This is a genomic window from Geodermatophilus sp. SYSU D01119, from assembly GCF_054049975.1.
Genome location: NZ_JBJGYL010000006.1, coordinates 149,847 through 165,806 on the forward strand (window position 1 = coordinate 149,847; position 15,960 = coordinate 165,806).

Annotated in this window: 16 protein-coding genes and 1 tRNA gene; 13 read left to right on the top strand and 4 right to left on the bottom strand. The window is 75.0% G+C overall.

All coding sequences use genetic code 11. The annotated features are described in order from the left end of the window. The first annotated feature begins 29 nt into the window (after nt 1-29). The 5 genes from ACI79X_RS06650 to ACI79X_RS06670 all read left to right on the top strand — a co-directional run bounded on the left by ACI79X_RS06650 (nt 30) and on the right by ACI79X_RS06670 (nt 6,153). Nucleotides 30-1,028 carry a mechanosensitive ion channel family protein gene (locus tag ACI79X_RS06650; RefSeq protein WP_457024630.1) on the top strand — a complete coding sequence of 333 codons (999 nt, stop codon included), beginning with the start codon at nt 30-32 and terminating at the stop codon, nt 1,026-1,028. Then, nucleotides 1,025-2,311: an MFS transporter gene (locus ACI79X_RS06655; protein ID WP_457024631.1), complete on the top strand. Its 1,287-nt coding sequence runs from the start codon at nt 1,025-1,027 to the stop codon at nt 2,309-2,311. The genes ACI79X_RS06650 and ACI79X_RS06655 overlap by 4 nt, the downstream gene beginning before the upstream one ends. Beyond that, nucleotides 2,308-2,742: a globin gene (locus ACI79X_RS06660; RefSeq protein WP_073419110.1), complete on the top strand. Its 435-nt coding sequence runs from the start codon at nt 2,308-2,310 to the stop codon at nt 2,740-2,742. Before ACI79X_RS06655 ends, ACI79X_RS06660 begins: the two co-directional genes overlap by 4 nt. Before the next feature lie 76 nt (nt 2,743-2,818). Continuing rightward, nucleotides 2,819-4,408 (top strand): glycoside hydrolase family 13 protein, encoded by a 1,590-nt coding sequence (locus ACI79X_RS06665; RefSeq protein WP_457024632.1) that lies wholly within the window; start codon nt 2,819-2,821, stop codon nt 4,406-4,408. Nucleotides 4,409-4,602: 194 nt separating this feature from the next. Further along, entirely contained in the window at nt 4,603-6,153 is a 1,551-nt protein-coding gene (locus ACI79X_RS06670; RefSeq protein ID WP_457024633.1) for an ATP-binding cassette domain-containing protein, read from the top strand. Between the two features lie 80 nt (nt 6,154-6,233). Here the strand turns inward: ACI79X_RS06670 and ACI79X_RS06675 are convergent, their stop codons facing one another. Next, a complete protein-coding gene (locus tag ACI79X_RS06675; RefSeq protein ID WP_457024634.1) occupies nt 6,234-6,602 on the bottom strand; it encodes a hypothetical protein in 369 nt (122 codons plus the stop codon). 716 nt (nt 6,603-7,318) lie between these two features. Here ACI79X_RS06675 and ACI79X_RS06680 point away from each other — a divergent pair. From ACI79X_RS06680 to ACI79X_RS06700, 5 genes are all read left to right on the top strand, one after another. Next, complete coding sequence (locus tag ACI79X_RS06680) at nt 7,319-7,879, top strand: biotin transporter BioY (protein ID WP_457024635.1); 561 nt, start codon at nt 7,319-7,321, stop codon at nt 7,877-7,879. Then, complete coding sequence (locus tag ACI79X_RS06685) at nt 7,876-8,628, top strand: energy-coupling factor ABC transporter ATP-binding protein (RefSeq protein ID WP_457024636.1); 753 nt, start codon at nt 7,876-7,878, stop codon at nt 8,626-8,628. Before ACI79X_RS06680 ends, ACI79X_RS06685 begins: the two co-directional genes overlap by 4 nt. Beyond that, complete coding sequence (locus ACI79X_RS06690) at nt 8,625-9,287, top strand: energy-coupling factor transporter transmembrane component T (RefSeq protein WP_457024637.1); 663 nt, start codon at nt 8,625-8,627, stop codon at nt 9,285-9,287. The genes ACI79X_RS06685 and ACI79X_RS06690 overlap by 4 nt, the downstream gene beginning before the upstream one ends. Continuing rightward, nucleotides 9,284-9,811 carry an MOSC domain-containing protein gene (locus ACI79X_RS06695; protein ID WP_457024638.1) on the top strand — a complete coding sequence of 176 codons (528 nt, stop codon included), beginning with the start codon at nt 9,284-9,286 and terminating at the stop codon, nt 9,809-9,811. Before ACI79X_RS06690 ends, ACI79X_RS06695 begins: the two co-directional genes overlap by 4 nt. A 69-nt stretch (nt 9,812-9,880) precedes the next feature. Beyond that, nucleotides 9,881-10,321, top strand: a complete 441-nt coding sequence (locus tag ACI79X_RS06700; protein ID WP_457024639.1) for a YccF domain-containing protein — start codon at nt 9,881-9,883, stop codon at nt 10,319-10,321. A 3-nt stretch (nt 10,322-10,324) separates the two neighbouring features. Here ACI79X_RS06700 and ACI79X_RS06705 read toward each other — a convergent pair whose 3' ends face one another. After that, nucleotides 10,325-10,756, bottom strand: coding sequence for an acyl-CoA thioesterase (locus ACI79X_RS06705; protein WP_457024640.1), 432 nt, complete (start codon nt 10,754-10,756; stop codon nt 10,325-10,327). 65 nt (nt 10,757-10,821) lie between these two features. Here ACI79X_RS06705 and ACI79X_RS06710 point away from each other — a divergent pair, with 65 nt between their 5' ends. Then, the gene (locus tag ACI79X_RS06710; protein WP_457024641.1) at nt 10,822-11,250 is read left to right on the top strand and encodes a phosphatase domain-containing protein; all 429 of its coding nucleotides are present in this window, start codon (nt 10,822-10,824) and stop codon (nt 11,248-11,250) included. A 131-nt stretch (nt 11,251-11,381) separates the two neighbouring features. Here ACI79X_RS06710 and ettA read toward each other — a convergent pair whose 3' ends face one another. Beyond that, on the bottom strand, nt 11,382-13,052 hold the full coding sequence (gene ettA / locus ACI79X_RS06715) for an energy-dependent translational throttle protein EttA (RefSeq protein ID WP_457024642.1): 1,671 nt from the start codon (nt 13,050-13,052) through the stop codon (nt 11,382-11,384). Nucleotides 13,053-13,180: 128 nt separating this feature from the next. After that, nucleotides 13,181-13,729 (bottom strand): single-stranded DNA-binding protein, encoded by a 549-nt coding sequence (locus tag ACI79X_RS06720; protein WP_457024643.1) that lies wholly within the window; start codon nt 13,727-13,729, stop codon nt 13,181-13,183. A gap of 194 nt (nt 13,730-13,923) precedes the next feature. Here ACI79X_RS06720 and ACI79X_RS06725 point away from each other — a divergent pair. Both ACI79X_RS06725 and ACI79X_RS06730 read left to right on the top strand, forming a co-directional pair. After that, nucleotides 13,924-13,996, top strand: a tRNA-Arg gene (locus ACI79X_RS06725). Between the two features lie 101 nt (nt 13,997-14,097). Then, nucleotides 14,098-15,672 carry a hypothetical protein gene (locus tag ACI79X_RS06730; RefSeq protein ID WP_457024644.1) on the top strand — a complete coding sequence of 525 codons (1,575 nt, stop codon included), beginning with the start codon at nt 14,098-14,100 and terminating at the stop codon, nt 15,670-15,672. Nucleotides 15,673-15,960 lie beyond the last annotated feature (288 nt).

The following is a 15,960-nucleotide window of genomic DNA, read 5'->3' on the forward strand; positions in this document are numbered from 1 at the left end:
GATGGGCGGTGATGACTGCCCTACCCTCCGTGACCGCCGCCGACTCCGGGCTGGCCGACTCGATGCCCGAGTGCGTCTCGGACCCGACGACGCTGTGCGCGAAGGTCTACGACCTGTCGGGGATCGACTGGCTGGCGAACAACGCCGAGGCGCTGATCGAGAAGCCGGCGCGGATCCTGCTGGTCCTCGTCGTCGCCTCCGTCGCCCGGTTCATGCTGCACCGCGCCATCCGGCGGCTCACCGACCGCACCGCCACCGGCGGGGTGCCCACGCTGCTGCGCCCGCTGCGCAACCGCGGGGCCGCCGGCCAGGTCATCGAGCAGGTCGCCGCCCGCCGCACCCAGCGCGCGGAGGCGATCGGCTCGGTGCTGCGCAGCGTCGCCTCGTTCGTGGTCATGGGCATCGCCGTCGTGCTGGTCCTCGGTGAGCTCGGCCTCGACCTCGCGCCGATCGTGGCCAGCGCCGGCGTCGTCGGCGTCGCGCTCGGCTTCGGCGCGCAGAACCTGGTCAAGGACTTCATCGCCGGGATCGGGATCATCCTCGAGGACCAGTACGGCGTCGGCGACGTCGTCGACCTCGGCGAGGCCAGCGGCACGGTCGAGGCGGTGGGCCTGCGCATCACCCGGCTGCGCGACGTCAACGGCGTCGTCTGGTACGCCCGCAACGGCGAGATCCTGCGCGTGGGCAACAAGAGCCAGGGCTTCGCGCAGGTCGTCATCGACATGCCGGTCGCGCACGACACCGACCTCGAGCGGTGCCGCACGGTGATGCAGGAGGTCGCCGACGCGATGTACGCCGAGGAGGAGTGGTCGGCGGTGCTGCTGGCCGAGCCGGAGTCGCTGGGCGCCGAGCAGATCACCGCCGCGGGCGTCACGATGCGGCTGCAGGTCCGCTCCACCAGCGCCGACCAGTGGCGGGTCGCCCGCGAGCTGCGGATGCGGCTGCAGGAGCGGTTCGCCACCGAGGGCATCCGCACGCCTCCCCCGCTGCTGGGCGCCACCACCGCGACCGGGACGGGCGTCCCGTGACCGGGGAGCCCGCCGCAGGGGACCGGCCCTCCTTCCGTGCGGTCTTCGCCGTCCGCGAGTTCCGGCCGCTGTTCGGCACCTACACGCTGTCGACGATCGGCGACGAGCTCGCCCGCGTCGCGCTGACCGTCCTCGTCTACCAGCGCACCGAGTCCCCGCTGCTCGCGGCGGTCACCTTCGCGCTGAGCTTCCTGCCCTGGGTGGTCGGCGGCCCGGTGCTCGCCACGGTCGCCGACCGCTTCCCGCGCCACCGCGTGCTGATCGTGAGCGACGTCGTCCGCGCCGTGCTGGTCGCGCTCATGGCCGTCCCGGGCATCCCGCTGTGGGCCCTGCTGGCGCTGCTGCTGGCCGTCTCGCTGTGCGCGCCGCCGTTCGAGTCGGCCCGCTCGGCGATCATGGCCGACGTCCTCGACGGCGAGCGCTACGCCGTCGCGACCTCGCTGACCAACACCAGCCTGCAGCTGGCCCAGGTGATCGGGTTCGTCGGCGCGGGCGCCCTCGTGGGCCTGCTCGACCCGTCTGCGGTGCTGCTGCTCGACGCCGCCACCTTCGCCGTCTCCGCGGTGTGGCTCTCGGCCGGCCTCGAGCGCCGCCCCGCGCCGGGCGGCTCCCCGGAGGGGCCGACGTCGGTGTGGCGGGAGACCGCCGAGGGCCTGCGGCTCATCCGCCGGATCCCGCGCCTGACGGCGATCATCGCGCTGCTGTGGCCCGGCGTGCTGTTCACCAACGTCGCCGAGGGCATCGCCGCGCCGCTCACCGACGACCTCGGCGGCGCGGCCCTGCAGCTCGGCGTCCTGCTCGCCGCCAACCCGCTCGGCCAGACCGTCGGCGGGCTGGTGGTGGCCCGCTTCCTCGGCACCGAGCGGGCCGGGCGGATGGTGCCGGGGCTCGTCGTGGCGTCCCTGGTGCCGGTGCTGCTGGCCGGGCTGGTCGCGCTGACGGCAGCGCCCGGCCGTGCGGCGTTCGTCACGGTCGTCGTCCTGCTGTTCGTCGGCGGGCTGGGGTGCAGCTGGCTGATCCCGCTCAACGTCGCCTTCGTGCAGGCGGTGCCGGCGGAGTTCCGCGGCCGCGCCTTCGGCGTCGCCGTCAGCGGTCTCTACGGCGTACAGGGCCTCGGCGCGCTCGGCGCCGGGCTGGCCGCCGAGCGGGTGCCGCCCGCCGCGGTCGTCGCCGTCGCCGGCGGGCTGGGCCTGGTCGCGGTCCTCCCCGGGCTGCTCGGGCTGGTCCGCACCCGACCCGGCGTGGCGGGCAGGCACCGGGCTGCGGGACCATCGGTGTCATGAGCGAGGCGAGCCGGTCCCTGCCCTCGGCGCGGACCTTCTACGACGAGGTCGGCGGCGAGCCGGTCTTCCGTCGGCTGGTCGCCCGCTTCTACGCCGGTGTCCGCAGCGACCCGGTGCTGGCGCCGCTGTACCCCCAGGACGACTGGGAGGGGGCCGAGACCCGGCTCCGCCGCTTCCTGGAGCAGTACTGGGGCGGCCCGACGACGTACTCGCAGGAGCGCGGCCACCCTCGGCTGCGCATGCGGCACGCCCCGTTCGCCATCGGCCCGGCCGAGCGCGACGCGTGGCTGCGGCACATGCGCGACGCCGTCGACTCCCTCGACCTGACCGCCGAGCAGGACGCGGCCCTCTGGGGCTACCTGACGATGGCGGCGCACAGCATGCAGAACCGCTGGCCCGACGACGCGCCCGGCGACCTCTCCCCCGCCTGAGCCCCGCCTCAGACCCTCGCCGCCCGCCGTCACCGACGCCGGTCAGGAGCGCGCCCGCACCCCCCGAGGAGTCCCGGTGACCTCCCCTGCCCCCGCCCCGTTCCGCCGCACCGACGCCGACTGGTGGCGCGACGCGGTCTTCTACCAGGTCTACATCCGCAGCTTCGCCGACGGCACGGGCGACGGCGTCGGCGACCTCGCCGGCATCCGCGCCCGGCTGCCGCACCTGGCCGACCTCGGCGTCGACGCGCTGTGGATCACGCCCTTCTACCCCTCGCCGATGGCCGACCACGGCTACGACGTCGCCGACCCGCGCGACGTCGAACCGGTGTTCGGCGACCTCGCCGAGTTCGACGCGCTGCTCGCCGAGGCGCACGCCGCCGGCATCCGCGTCACCGTCGACCTCGTGCCCAACCACACCTCCGACCGGCACGCCTGGTTCCAGGCCGCGCTGGCCGCGGGCCCCGGCTCGCCGGAGCGGGCGCGCTACCTGTTCCGCGACGGCCGCGGGCCCGACGGTTCCGAGCCGCCGAACAACTGGCCCTCGGTGTTCGGCGGGCCGGCGTGGTCGCGGGTCCCCGACGGCCAGTGGTACCTGCACATCTTCGCGCCCGAGCAGCCCGACCTGGACTTCACGCACCCGGAGGTCGTCGCCGACCTCGAGGAGACCATGCGGTTCTGGCTCGACCGCGGCGTCGACGGGTTCCGCATCGACGTCGCGCACGGCATGGCCAAGCCCGCGGGCCTGCCGGACATGCAGCCGATGGAGGACACCGGCCTGCTCGACGACCACGGCCCCGGCGACCTGCGCTTCGACCAGGAGGGCGTGCACGAGGTCCACCGCCGCGTCCGCGCCGTCCTCGACGGGTACCCGGGCACGATGGCCGTGGGCGAGGTCTGGGTGTCCGACGACGCCCGGCTGGCCCGCTACCTGCGCCCCGACGAGCTGCAGCTGGCGTTCAACTTCAAGCTGCTCACCGCCGACTGGGACGCCGACGACCTCCGCGACGCCGTCGTCCACTCGCTGGAGTCGGTGGCCGGGGTGCCCGCCCCCGCCTGCTGGGTGCTGTCCAACCACGACCGGCCGCGGCACGTCACCCGCTACGGCGGCGGCGGGACAGGCACCCGGCGCGCCCGGGCGGCCGCGCTGCTGCAGCTCGCGCTGCCCGGCGCGGCCTACGTCTACAACGGCGACGAGCTCGGCATGCCCGACGTCGACCTGCCCGACGAGGCGCTGCAGGACCCGATCTGGGAGCGGTCCGGGCACACCGAGCGCGGCCGCGACGCCTGCCGGATCCCGGTGCCGTGGTCGGGCGACGCGCCGTCCTACGGCTTCTCCACCTCCCCCGACACCTGGCTGCCGATGCCGGCGGGCTGGGCGCCGCTGACCGCCGAGGCGCAGGCCGCCGACCCCGGCTCGGTGCTCTCCCTGTACCGGGCGGCGCTGGCGCTGCGCCGCACCTCCCCCGCGTTCGACGGCGAGGCGCTGGAGTGGCTGCCGGCGCCCGAGCGGTGCCTGGCGTTCCGCCGTCCGGGCGGCCTGGTGTGCCTGGTGAACCTCTCCGCGGAGGCGGTCCCGCTGCCCGAGGGACGGGTCCTGCTGGCCAGCGAGGACGTCGCCGGGGGCAGCCTGCCGACGGACGCGGCGGTCTGGCTGGTCGCCTGAGGAAGGACCTCCCTGCCCCCCACCACTCGCGAGCTCGTGGCGGGCCCCTGCAGGGAGGCCGACTCGCCGTCCCGGGAGGCGCCCCCGGCCCACGCGGGTAGCATCCGATCCGGAACGGAGCGTCACGGGGGACGCTGTCACACGGTCCTCGACCCCTGGTCGGGTGACCTTCTCCGGGGGAGGCTCGCCCAGCCATGGCGCTGCTGCAGGTCGAGGGTCTGCGCAAGTCCTTCGGGGCCCGCCGGGTCCTGCGGGACGTCTCCTTCAGCGTCGACGAGGGCGAGGTCGTCGGGCTCGTCGGCACCAACGGGGCCGGCAAGTCGACCCTCGGCGACGTGCTGGCGGGCATCACCGCCGCCGACGCCGGCGCCATGACGCTGATGGGTCACCCGTACGCCCCGCTGTCCCCCGACGACGCCCGCCACCTCGGCGTCGGCGTCGTCCAGCAGCTCGTGCGGATCGACCCCGGGCTCACCGTCGCCCAGGCCGTCTTCCGCGGCACGCCGCAGGCCGGCCGGCCCCAGGCCGAGCTGCGCCGGCAGGCGCAGGTCCTGCTCGGCGAGGTGGCGCTCGACGTCGACCCCGACACCCTCATCGGCGACCTCCCGCACTTCGTGCACGGCCTGGTGGAGACCGCCCGGGTGCTCGCCGAGGACACCCGGATGGTCGTGCTGGACGAGGTGTCCGCGGCGCTGCTGCCGCTGGAGGTGTCCAGCCTGCACGCCGTCACCGGCCGGCTCAGCCGCCAGGGCCGCGGCGTCCTCTACATCAGCCACCGGCTGCCGGAGATGCTCGAGGTCGTCGACCGGGTGCTCGTGCTGCGCGACGGCCGGATCGCCCTGGACCGCCCCGCCGCCGACCTCGACCCGGTCCGCCTGGCCGCCGAGACCGTCGGCGAGCCGGTGTCCCTCCCGGCGCCCCGCGCGGCGTCGGCGGCCGCCCCGGAGCCGGCCGGCGCCGAGCCCGTGCCGACCGCCGCGGCGCCCGCGCGCACCTCCTCGCGGCTGGCGCCGTCGGACGAGGTGGCGCTGCGGGTGCGCAACCTGCGGGTGCCCGGCGCGGTGGAGGGCGTGGACCTCGTGCTGCGCCGCGGCGAGGTCATCGGCCTGACCGGCCACCGCTCCTCCGGCGTCCGCGAGATCGCCGGCGCCCTCAGCGGGGAGCTGCCCGCGATCACCGACGAGCTGGTGCTGCACGGCGAGGAGCGGTGCCTCGGCGAGGACGAGGCCGCGCTGCACCTGCCCGCCTACCGGCCCGACGACGACGCCTACGGGGTCGACCCGGGCGAGACGATCGCCCGCACCCTGAGCCAGGAGGCGTGGGGCGCGCTCACCGACGTGCGCAGCGAGATCGCCACCCTGCGCGGCGTCATCCGCACCGTGCACCAGCTCGACGTGAAGACGCTGAGCATCAGGACGATGTTCGGCGCGCTGTCCGGCGGCGACCAGCACAAGCTCGCGCTGGCCCGGTGGATGTCCTCGGCCCCGCGCGACGTCGTCGTGCTGCACGAGCCCACCCGCGGCCTCGACGTCCGGGCCCGCACCCAGGTGCGCAAGCTGCTCGACGAGGCCACCGCGGACGGCACGTCGGTGGTCGTCGTCTCGGTCGACCCCGACGAGCTCGCCGAGTGCTGCGACCGCGTCGGCATCGTCTCCGGCGGCCGCGTCGCGCGGTGGATCGACACGAACGAGCTCGCGCTCGACGCCGTCCGCGACCGCATCGTCGAGGCCGCCACCGCCGCCTGAGCGGCCGGGTCACCCCGCCCCGGCCGTCCCCTGCCCGGCGCCCTCCCCGGCCCCCGTCCGGGGAGAGCGCCGGTGGCGGGTCAGACGGCGACGGCGCCCGCGACGGCGCGCAGCTTGTGCCGGGCCAGCGCCAGGTTCCCGGTGACGCGGTTGAGCACCAGGTAGATGAACAGGCCGGCGTTGCCCTGGCCCTTGAGCACGTTGATCAGGTGGTACTGGCCGGCCAGCGTGATGAGGATGTCCTCGATCTCGTCCTTGAGCTCCAGGTCGGCGATCGTGCGGAGCTTGGCGCGGACCACGTTGGAGTTGCCCGCGGCCGCGACGTTGAGGTCGAAGCCGGGGGTGCCGCCGAAGGCGAGGGCCATGCCGCTGTCGATGTCGACGATGGCCGCGCCGCTGGCGCCGTCGATGGAGAGCAGGTCGGCGATGACGTTGTCGAGCTGTGCCACGGATGGGGCTCCTGTCGTTCTCGGAGGGGGACGCAGCGGAGCGCTGCGCACCGGGTCGGGGTGGGACCCGGGCCGGCCGGGAGGGCCGGCGGGGTGGTGCTGCGGGCCGGGCCGGGGCGGTGCCGCCGTCCCGTTCCGCGCCGCCCCGGCCGGAGCCGGGTGCGGAGCCTGACGCCTGGCCGGTACGGCGACGGCGGGACGGGCCGGTGCGGGGTCCCGGGACGGGGGTCCCGGCTGCGCCGCCGGGGCCGCCGGGGCCGCCGCCGGAGCCGGTGGCGGGCCCGGTGCCGGGGCCGCCGGCGGGAGCCCCTGCGGTGGTGCCGCCGGGCGCTCCTCCGGGACGGGCTGCGGGTCCGGCTCCGGCCGCGGGTCCCGGTCGGGGACCTGCGACCGCTCCGGCTCCTGCGGGTCCGCCGGGTCCACCAGGTCATGGCGTCCCCACGACCACAGCGATGCCCACCACCCGGTTGCCATGCCTGTGTTCCGCCTTCGCCGAGGGCCTTGCACCTCCCAGACAACACGTCCCGGGAGGGCCGGGCAAACCGGCGGGAGTATCTGCAGGTGAGCGCGCCGCCACCCACCGCGACGGCTCCGGGGACCCGCCGGAGGCCGTCCGCAGACCCCGCGGACACGCCCGCCCGGCCGCCGCCGCGGCGCCCTCCGGTACCTTCCGCCGGGAACTCGCGGGCCCGCCCGCCGCCTGTGGAGGAGACGCCGTGAAGACCCGGGACCTCGCCTACGTCGCCCTCTTCGCCGCGATCATCGCGGTGCTGGGGACCCTGCCGGCCATCCCCGTCGGCGCCGTGCCGATCACCGCCCAGACGCTCGGCGTGATGCTCGCCGGCGCCGTCCTGGGGGCCCGCCGCGGGTTCCTCGCCGTGCTCCTGTTCCTCGTGCTGGTCGCGGTCGGCCTGCCGCTGCTGTCCAGCGGGGCCGGCGGCCTCGCGCCCTTCGCCGGCCCGACGGCGGGGTACCTCTTCAGCTGGCCGTTCGCCGCGGCGCTGATCGGCTGCCTCACCGAGCGCCTGTGGGACCGCTACAACGTCGCCTGGGGCATGGCCGTCAACGTCCTGGGCGGCATGGTGCTCGTGTACGCGGTCGGCATCCCGGTGACCGCCGCCGTGCTGGACGCGCCGCTGTGGACGACGGCCGTCCAGGCCGCCGTCTTCCTCCCCGGCGACCTGCTCAAGGCGTTCGTCGCGGCCGCCATCGCCGACGTCGTGCGGCGCAGCTACCCGGTGATCGAGCGTCCGCGGCGGGCCGTCGGCAGCCGGTGAGGTTCCGCCGTCCCGGCGCGACCGGGGCGCCCGGCACCGCCGCCCCCGACGTCGCCGAGCCCGGCCGCGGCATCGAGCTGCGCGGCGTCGGCCACCGGTACGGCGAGCGGGTGGTGCTCGACGGCATCGACCTGACGCTCACCGAGGCGCGCGTGGGCGTCGTCGGGGCCAACGGGTCGGGCAAGTCCACGTTCGCCCGGCTGCTCAACGGGCTCGTGCTGCCCACGGCGGGCAGCGTCACCGTCGACGGCCTGGACACCCGCACCCAGGTGCGGGCGGTGCGCCGGCGGGTGGGCTTCGTGTTCCAGGACCCCGACGCGCAGATCGTGCACCCGACGGTCGCCGAGGACGTCGCCTACGGGCTGGAGAACCAGGGCGTGCCGCCCGCCGAGCGGGCCGCCCGCGTGGCCGAGGTGCTCGAGCGGTACGGCCTGGCCGGGCACGCCGACCACCCCGCCCACCTGCTGTCGGGCGGGCAGAAGCAGCTGCTGGCGATCGCCGGGGTGCTCGTCATGCGCCCGGCCCGGATCGTCTTCGACGAGCCCACGACGCTGCTGGACCTGGTGAACGCGCGCCGCGTGGCAGAGCTCATCGCGGGACTCGAGCAGCAGGTGGTCGTGGTGACCCACCAGCTCGACCTGCTCGCCGGCTTCGACCGGGTGCTCGTCGTCGACGGCGGGCGGGTGGTCGAGGACGCCGGGCCGGGCCCGGCGGTGGCCGCCTACCGCGCGCTCATGGCCGACCGGTGACCCTCGCCCTCTACGTCCCGCGGGGCAGCGTCGTGCACCGGGCGCCGGCCGGCGTGAAGCTGCTGTGCCTGGCGGCGCTCGCCGTCGCGCTGTTCCTCCTGCCGACGCTCCCCGCCGCCGGCGCCGCACTGGCGGCCGTGCTGGTCGTGGGGCTGGTCGTCGCGCGGCTGCCGGTGCCCGTCCTGGCCCGGCAGGCGTGGGCGGTGCGCTGGTGGCTGCTCGCGCTGCTGGTCGTGCACGCGCTGACCACCGACCTGCGCACCGGGGCGCACGTGGCCCTGCGGCTGCTCGCGCTCGTGCTGGCGGCGGCGGTGGTGACCGCGACGACGCGGGTGAGCGCGATGGTGGCGGTGGTCGAGCGGCTGTGCGGCCCGCTGCGCCTGGTCGGCGTGCGACCGGCGCGGATCGGGCTCGTGGTCGCGATGGCGCTGCGGTTCATCCCGGTGCTCGTCGAGCGCGCCGACCGGATCCGCGCCGCGCAGGCCGCCCGCGGCGGCTCGCCCCGCGGGCTGCGGGCGCTGCGGACGACGGTCGCCCCGCTGCTGGTGCAGGTGCTGCAGATGGCCCACGACGTCAGCGAGGCGCTCGACGCCCGCGGCGCCGACGACGACCCGCCCCGGCGCCGCCGGCGCCCGGCCCCCGCGGAGGCATCCCCGTGACCGTGACCGACATCTGGCTGACCGCCGAGGCCGCCGCCCCGATGCGCCGGGTGCCCGCCGCGCGGCTGGTCGTCGGGCAGGGGCTGGAGGGCGACCGCTACGCGCTCGGCGGCGGCACGTGGGCGCGCTACCCCGACCTGGAGAAGCAGCTGACGCTGATCGACGGCGCGGACGTCGCGGCGGTGGCCGCCGAGGTGGGCGTGCCGCTGACGCCGGGCGACACCCGCCGCAACCTCGTCACGGCCGGCGTCGACCTGCCCGCGCTGGTGGGCCGGTGGTTCACCGTGGGCGACGCGCTGCTGTTCGGCATGAAGCGCTGCCCGCCGTGCGCGCACCTGGAGCGGCTGACCGGCGCGCGGCTGGTGAAGGCGATGGTGCACCGGGGCGGGATCAACGCCGCGGTGTTCGCCGGGGCGGAGATCGCCGAGGGCGCCGACGTCCGGCCGGTGTCCGAGGAGGAGGCCGCCCGCCGCGGCGCGCCGACCGGTGCCGGCCGTCCGGTCCCGCGGCTGGTCGCCGGCTGAGACCTCGGCTCGGCGGCCGGCTCGGCGGCCGGCTCGGAACCCCGGTGCGCGCCGGTCCGTGGAACCGGTGTGGACACCCTCCGCACGCTGCTGAACCTGGTCTGGCTCGTCCTGCACGGCTGGGTGCTGGCGCTGGCCTACGCGCTGGCCGGCCTGATCGCCTGCGTCCTCGTCGTCACCATCCCGTTCGGCATCGCCGCGTTCCGGCTGGCCGGCTTCGTGGTCTGGCCGTTCGGGCGGACGACGGTGCGCGCACCCGGCGCCGGGGTGGTGTCGGCCGTGGGCAACCTGCTGTGGTTCCTCGTGGCCGGCTGGTGGCTGGCGCTGGTGCACCTCGCTGCGGGCGTCGTCTTCTGCCTGACGGTCGTCGGCATCCCGTTCGGCGTGGCCTCGTTCAAGCTGGCCGCCGTCGGGCTGTTCCCCCTGGGTAAGCGGGTGGTGGAGACGGCGCCGCCGCGCGACTGGATGCACGCCGGCGGCGGGGTGGTGCAGGCCGGCGCGTACCGCTGAGGCCTACTCCCCCGCCGCGGCGCCCGCCTCCGGCTCGTCGGCCCAGCGGAGCAGGAACTCCTTCTCGTCGGGGCTGAGCCGGCGCGGCCGGTCGATCGTGAAGTCGAACGGCACGAGCAGGGTGCTGCCGGTGACCGCCAGGCGCTCGTGGTCGAACACCTCGTAGTGGCAGGTGAAGGCGGCGGCCCGGATGCCCGACACCCAGATCTGCACGTCGAGCGGCCGGGCGGAGTACACCACCGGCCGCTTGTAGGAGATCTCGTGCGCGGCGACGACGGTGCCGCGGCGCAGCCCCGTCCGCTCCTCCAGCGAGGCCCGCTCGAAGAACAGCGCCACGCGGGCCATCTCGAAGTACTGCAGGTGGACGACGTTGTTGACGTGCCCGTAGGCGTCCATGTCCGACCAGCGCATCGGGACCTGCACCGTGAACCGCACGGTCCGACACCCTGCCGCACGGCGGGCGGCCCGTCGACGCGGCACCCCGCTCTACCGTCGGGAGCGTGGCCCCCTGGGACGACGGCACGCCGGGCGTGCTGGTGCTGCCGTCGGGGCGCCGCGCGCGCGGCCGCGGGCTGCGCCGCCCCTTGCCGGCGGGACCGGTGCCGCAGGTCGGGCTGTCCCTGCTCGGCCGGCCGCCGCCGGTCCTGCCCTGGGAGACCCGCTGGGTGCGCTGGCCGGACTTCCGGCTACCGGCCGACCCCGGCGCCCTGCGGGCGGCGCTGAGCGAGGTGTGGGAGCGGTCGGCGGCCGAGCGGGTGGAGGTCGCCTGCGGCGGCGGGACGGGCCGCACGGGGACGGCGCTGGCGTGCCTGGCGGTGCTCGACGGCGTCCGGCCGGAGGAGGCGGTGGCGTTCGTCCGCCGCGGCTACCGGGCCCGCGCCGTGGAGACGCGCCGGCAGGCCCGCCTCGTGGCCGCCTTCCGCCCCTGACCGGGCACGGGAACGCCGACGGCCCGGCCGGAGCACGTGCTCCGGCCGGGCCGTCGGTGAGGGACTGGAACGGCCCCGCTGCAGGGTCCCGCGCCGAGCGTGCGAGGCGTGGGGGGCAGTGGGGTCCTTCGTCAGTCGCGGGTGAGCTTGCGGTAGGTGGCCCGGTGCGGGCGGGCGGCCTCGGGGCCGAGCCGCTGCACCTTGTTCTTCTCGTAGTCGGCGAAGTTGCCCTCGAACCAGAACCACTTCGAGTCGCCCTCGTAGGCGAGGATGTGGGTGGCCACGCGGTCGAGGAACCACCGGTCGTGGCTGACCACCACGGCGCAGCCGGGGAACTCCAGCAGCGCCGACTCGAGGCTGGTGAGCGTCTCGACGTCGAGGTCGTTGGTGGGCTCGTCGAGCAGCAGCAGGTTGCCGCCCTGCTTGAGCGTCAGGGCCAGGTTCAGCCGGTTGCGCTCACCGCCGGACAGCACGCCGGCCGGCTTCTGCTGGTCCGGGCCCTTGAACCCGAAGGCCGCCACGTAGGCCCGGGACGGCATCTCGACGTTGCCGACCTTGATGTGGTCCAGGCCGTCGGAGACGACCTCCCACAGGGTCTTCTTCGGGTCGATGCCGCTGCGGCTCTGCTCGACGTAGGAGACCTTGACGGTCTCGCCGACCTTGATCTCGCCGTCGTCCGGCTTCTCCTCGCCGACCAGCATCTTGAACAGCGTGGTCTTGCCCGCACCGTTGGGGCCGACGACGCCGACGATGCCGTTGCGCGGCAGCGTGAAGGTCAGGTCGTCGATGAGGAGCCGGTCCCCGAAGCCCTTGGTGAGGTCGTGGGTCTCGACGACCACGTTGCCCAGCCGGGGGCCCGGGGGGATCTGGATCTCCTCGAAGTCGAGCTTGCGGTACTTCTCGGCCTCGGCGGCCATCTCCTCGTAGCGCTGGAGGCGGGCCTTGCTCTTGGCCTGCCGGGCCTTGGCGCCGGAGCGGACCCACTCGAGCTCCTCGGCGAGGCGCTTCTGGCGCTTGGCGTCCTTGGCGCCCTCGACCTTGAGCCGCGCGGCCTTGGTCTCGAGGTAGGTCGAGTAGTTGCCCTCGTAGGGGTAGGCCCGGCCGCGGTCGAGCTCGAGGATCCACTGGGCGACGTTGTCGAGGAAGTACCGGTCGTGGGTGACGGCGACGACGGTGCCGGCGTACTTCTCGAGGTGCTGCTCGAGCCACGCGACGCTCTCGGCGTCGAGGTGGTTGGTGGGCTCGTCGAGCAGCAGCAGGTCGGGCGCCTCGAGCAGCAGCTTGCACAGCGCGACGCGGCGGCGCTCACCACCGGAGAGCACGGTGACGTCGGCGTCGCCGGGCGGGCAGCGCAGCGCGTCCATGGCCTGCTCGATGCGGTTGTCGAGCTCCCAGCCGTCGTTCTGCTCGATGACCTCCATGAGCTCGCCCTGCTCGGCCAGCAACGCGTCGAAGTCGGCGTCGGGCTCGCCCATCGCCGCGCTGACCTCCTCGAAGCGGGTCAGCGCGTCGCGCAGCGGCTTGACCGCCTCCTCGACGTTGCCGCGCACGTCGAGCTCCTCGTTGAGCGGCGGCTCCTGCAGCAGGATGCCGACCGTCGCCTCGGGCGCCAGCGACGCGTCGCCGTTGGAGGGCTGGTCGAGGCCGGCCATGATCTTGAGGACGGTCGACTTGCCGGCGCCGTTCGGGCCGACCACGCCGATCTTGGCGCCGGGCAGGAAGGACAGCGTGACGTTGTCCAGGATGACCTTGTCGCCGTGCGCCTTGCGGGCACGGGCCATGGTGTAGATGTACTGAGCCACTGGGCGTTCGAGCCTTCCGTCGGTGCGCGGGTGTCCATTCGCGGCAAGCGCGCGGAGGGGCGGGCCGGCGCTCCGTCCGGCCCGGCCCCCGTGCGTTCTCGGTCCCGATCCTCCCAGTTCGCGGGCGGCTAGTGGAGAGCCGGTTCCGGCAGGGCGTCGGGCGCCGCGCCGGCCGCGGACGAGTCGGGGTCCAGCTCGTACAACGGCTCGGAGGGGCCGGAGTAGTCCCGGCCGTCCGTCTCCTCGTCGGGCACCTCGTCGAGCTCGTCCCGCAGCGCCTGGTCCAGGGGCTCCTCCACCGGGAGCGCGGCGGGTGCACTGCGCTGCGTCTTGCGGAACTCGGCCGTGCCCCGGCTCAGGTCGAGGCCGACGGCCCGGGCCTTGATCCGCGGTCGACTGCCCCGGCCCTTCTCGGTCTCCCACTCCTCGGTGCGCAGGAGGCCGCGGACGACGACCGGGTCGCCCTTGCTGACGCTGGCCGCCACGTTGGCGCCCAGCTCGTTCCAGCACTCGACGTCGACGAAGAAGCTGGACCCGTCGACGTAGGTCCCGGTGGCCTGGTCGTAGCGGCGCTCGGTGGCGGCGACGCGGAAGTTGGTCACGGCCCCGCCCTGCGTGCGGACGCGGCTGGGCGAGGCGACGACGTTGCCGGTGACGGTGATCTCGGTGGCGCTCACGGTGCTCCTCGGGGGTCTCGTGGCCGGCGCGGTGCCGGTCCGCCGACGACCCTGGGCCCGGTGGCCGCCCACGGACGGCGACCGCGGCCGGCTGTGGACGCGGCGGCGCCTGTGGACGCCGCATCCGCGGAACGTCACCCCGCCGTGCCGCGGCGCACACGGGCACCGCGGGAGGTGTCATCATCGGCGACCGAGCGCCCGTAGCTCAGCGGATAGAGCAGGTGCCTTCTAAGCACTTGGTCGCAGGTTCGATCCCTGCCGGGCGCGCGATCCCTCGAGAGTGGGGTCCCCGCTTGCCCTCCCCTCAACTCCGGAACCACATCGGCCGATGTCCTGGGCGACGACGGACCGGCGCAGGAGGCACGGGGATGACGACGGCGGAGCGAACCGACATGACTGGCAGCTGGTTGCCCTGGTGGCGTCGGGTGCTCTGCCAGCAGGACTTCGTGAAGGCGGTCGTACTCGGCGCACGCAAGACGGGGAAGACGACGTTCTTCCGGGCGCTCGCCGAGCAGCCCGCCACCACCGACCCGGTGCCGCACAAGGTCGTGTACTGGCCGGTCAGGCGTGTGGCCCGCCGCCAGACCACGACCGAGGTGCGTGCCGCCCTCTGGCGCCTCCTGGGCGTCGACGCGACGCAGGAGCAGGAGGTCGCGGACGACCCCGGGTTCCTCTACGAGTACATGCTCAACGAGGCGATGCAGGCGGCCGGTGCCCCGATCACCCTGGTCGTGGACGACTGGGACGGTGCACTCGACGCCGGTGGTAGCGCAGTGCCCGACGCCTGCTACGAGGTCCTCGACGAGTTGTGCCGGTACGTCGCGCTGACCCAGCGCTCGGTCCGCGGCGAGGGCCCCCGCTTCGGACTCGTCCTGCTGACCTCCCTTCCCGAGGCCGAGGACCTGAAGGTGTTCGCCCGCGAGGTCCAGCGACCGGCGTTCGAGCGCCTGTCCGGACTGGTCTGTCGCAACTTCGACCCGGAGGTCTTCCCCCACCTGACCGACGGCGACGCCCGAGGCCTCCTCCGTGACCGGGGACTGACGGACGAGGACGCCGACCGGGTCCTCGTCGACTGCGGCGGATGGCTGGGCCTGCTCGAACTCGCCGCGGAGGCGGCCGAGGCGGAGGGCGGCTGGACCCCTGAGGCGCGCCGCCGCGTCTCCGAGGAGACGCTGCCGTCCCTCCTGCGGACCTCGCTGTACCCGGTGCTCGCCCGCCGCGCCGCGACAGGCAGTAGCCGTCAGTCCGGCGCTGACTACCTGGCCAGGCGACTGGGCGCCGAGCAGGGTGACCGTTTCGGTTTCCCGCACGGTGTGGACGGCTCCCGCTTCCCGGCGGTCATCGCAGGCCACCGCCTGCGGAGGTACCTGGTCGTGGACACCGAGAACCTGATCATGGCCTATGAGCGGGACATGACCGCCCGTCCGGCCGTCTACGGGCACCAGCGCCTGCGCACGTGGTTGCCGGCGGCACTGCGGCCGGTGATCGAGGAGCTGGCTGCCGGTGACCCACGGACCGGGATCCCGACCGCCGAGGTCGTCCTCGTGGGACGCAGCCGGGAACGGATCGCCGAGGGATTCGGTGCAGATGCGCCCGGTCGGCGACTGTACGTGGACGCCGGCAGTCAGCGCCCGTCCAGGAAGGACGGTACCGACGACCTGCTCCTGAGCTCCTGGATCGCGCAGCGTGAGGTGGAGGCGCCGCACACCGAGTTCTTGCTCCTCAGCGGTGACCAGGACGCTCCCGTGGCCCTGCGTTCCCTGGTGCGGAATCTCGTGATCTGCACGCCCTGGAGAGCTGCTGGCGTGCTGACGGACAACGACCTGCCGGAGGGGTGGTCGCTGCGCCAGCGCTGCCTGTACGGGCTGCCCGAGCCCGAGCGCTGGGACAGCTGGGCCGACGCCCAGGCCGCCCGCCGGCAGGGTGCGGGAGCCCGCGCGTGACCCCGCCCAGGCGTGGCAACGGATTCAGCTACAAGATCCCGTTGGCATCGGCGATGGGGGGCACGGGACATGCAGTCGCCCGGGTCACGGACGGCGTCGTCACCGTCGTCTCCCCCTGGCACCCCCGCTTCGAGGGACAGCCCACATCCGCGCTCAAGCCCTGGCAGGTCACCCAGGTCGTCGACCGGGCGCCGCAGCTGCCCGAGCTCCCGGTGGGGACCTGGATGGCCACCGGCCGGCGCCCCGACCGAGAGCTGACCTGCGCAGAGCCCCTGTCCCGGTTGCTCG

What these genes read in the sequence shown, in the direction of transcription:
- ACI79X_RS06660 (WP_073419110.1), top strand. Translation starts at nt 2,308, where the DNA reads ATGAGCGAGGCGAGCCGGTCCCTGCCCTCGGCGCGGACCTTCTACGAC.
- ACI79X_RS06670 (WP_457024633.1), top strand. Translation starts at nt 4,603, where the DNA reads ATGGCGCTGCTGCAGGTCGAGGGTCTGCGCAAGTCCTTCGGGGCCCGC.
- ACI79X_RS06730 (WP_457024644.1), top strand. Translation starts at nt 14,098, where the DNA reads ATGACGACGGCGGAGCGAACCGACATGACTGGCAGCTGGTTGCCCTGG.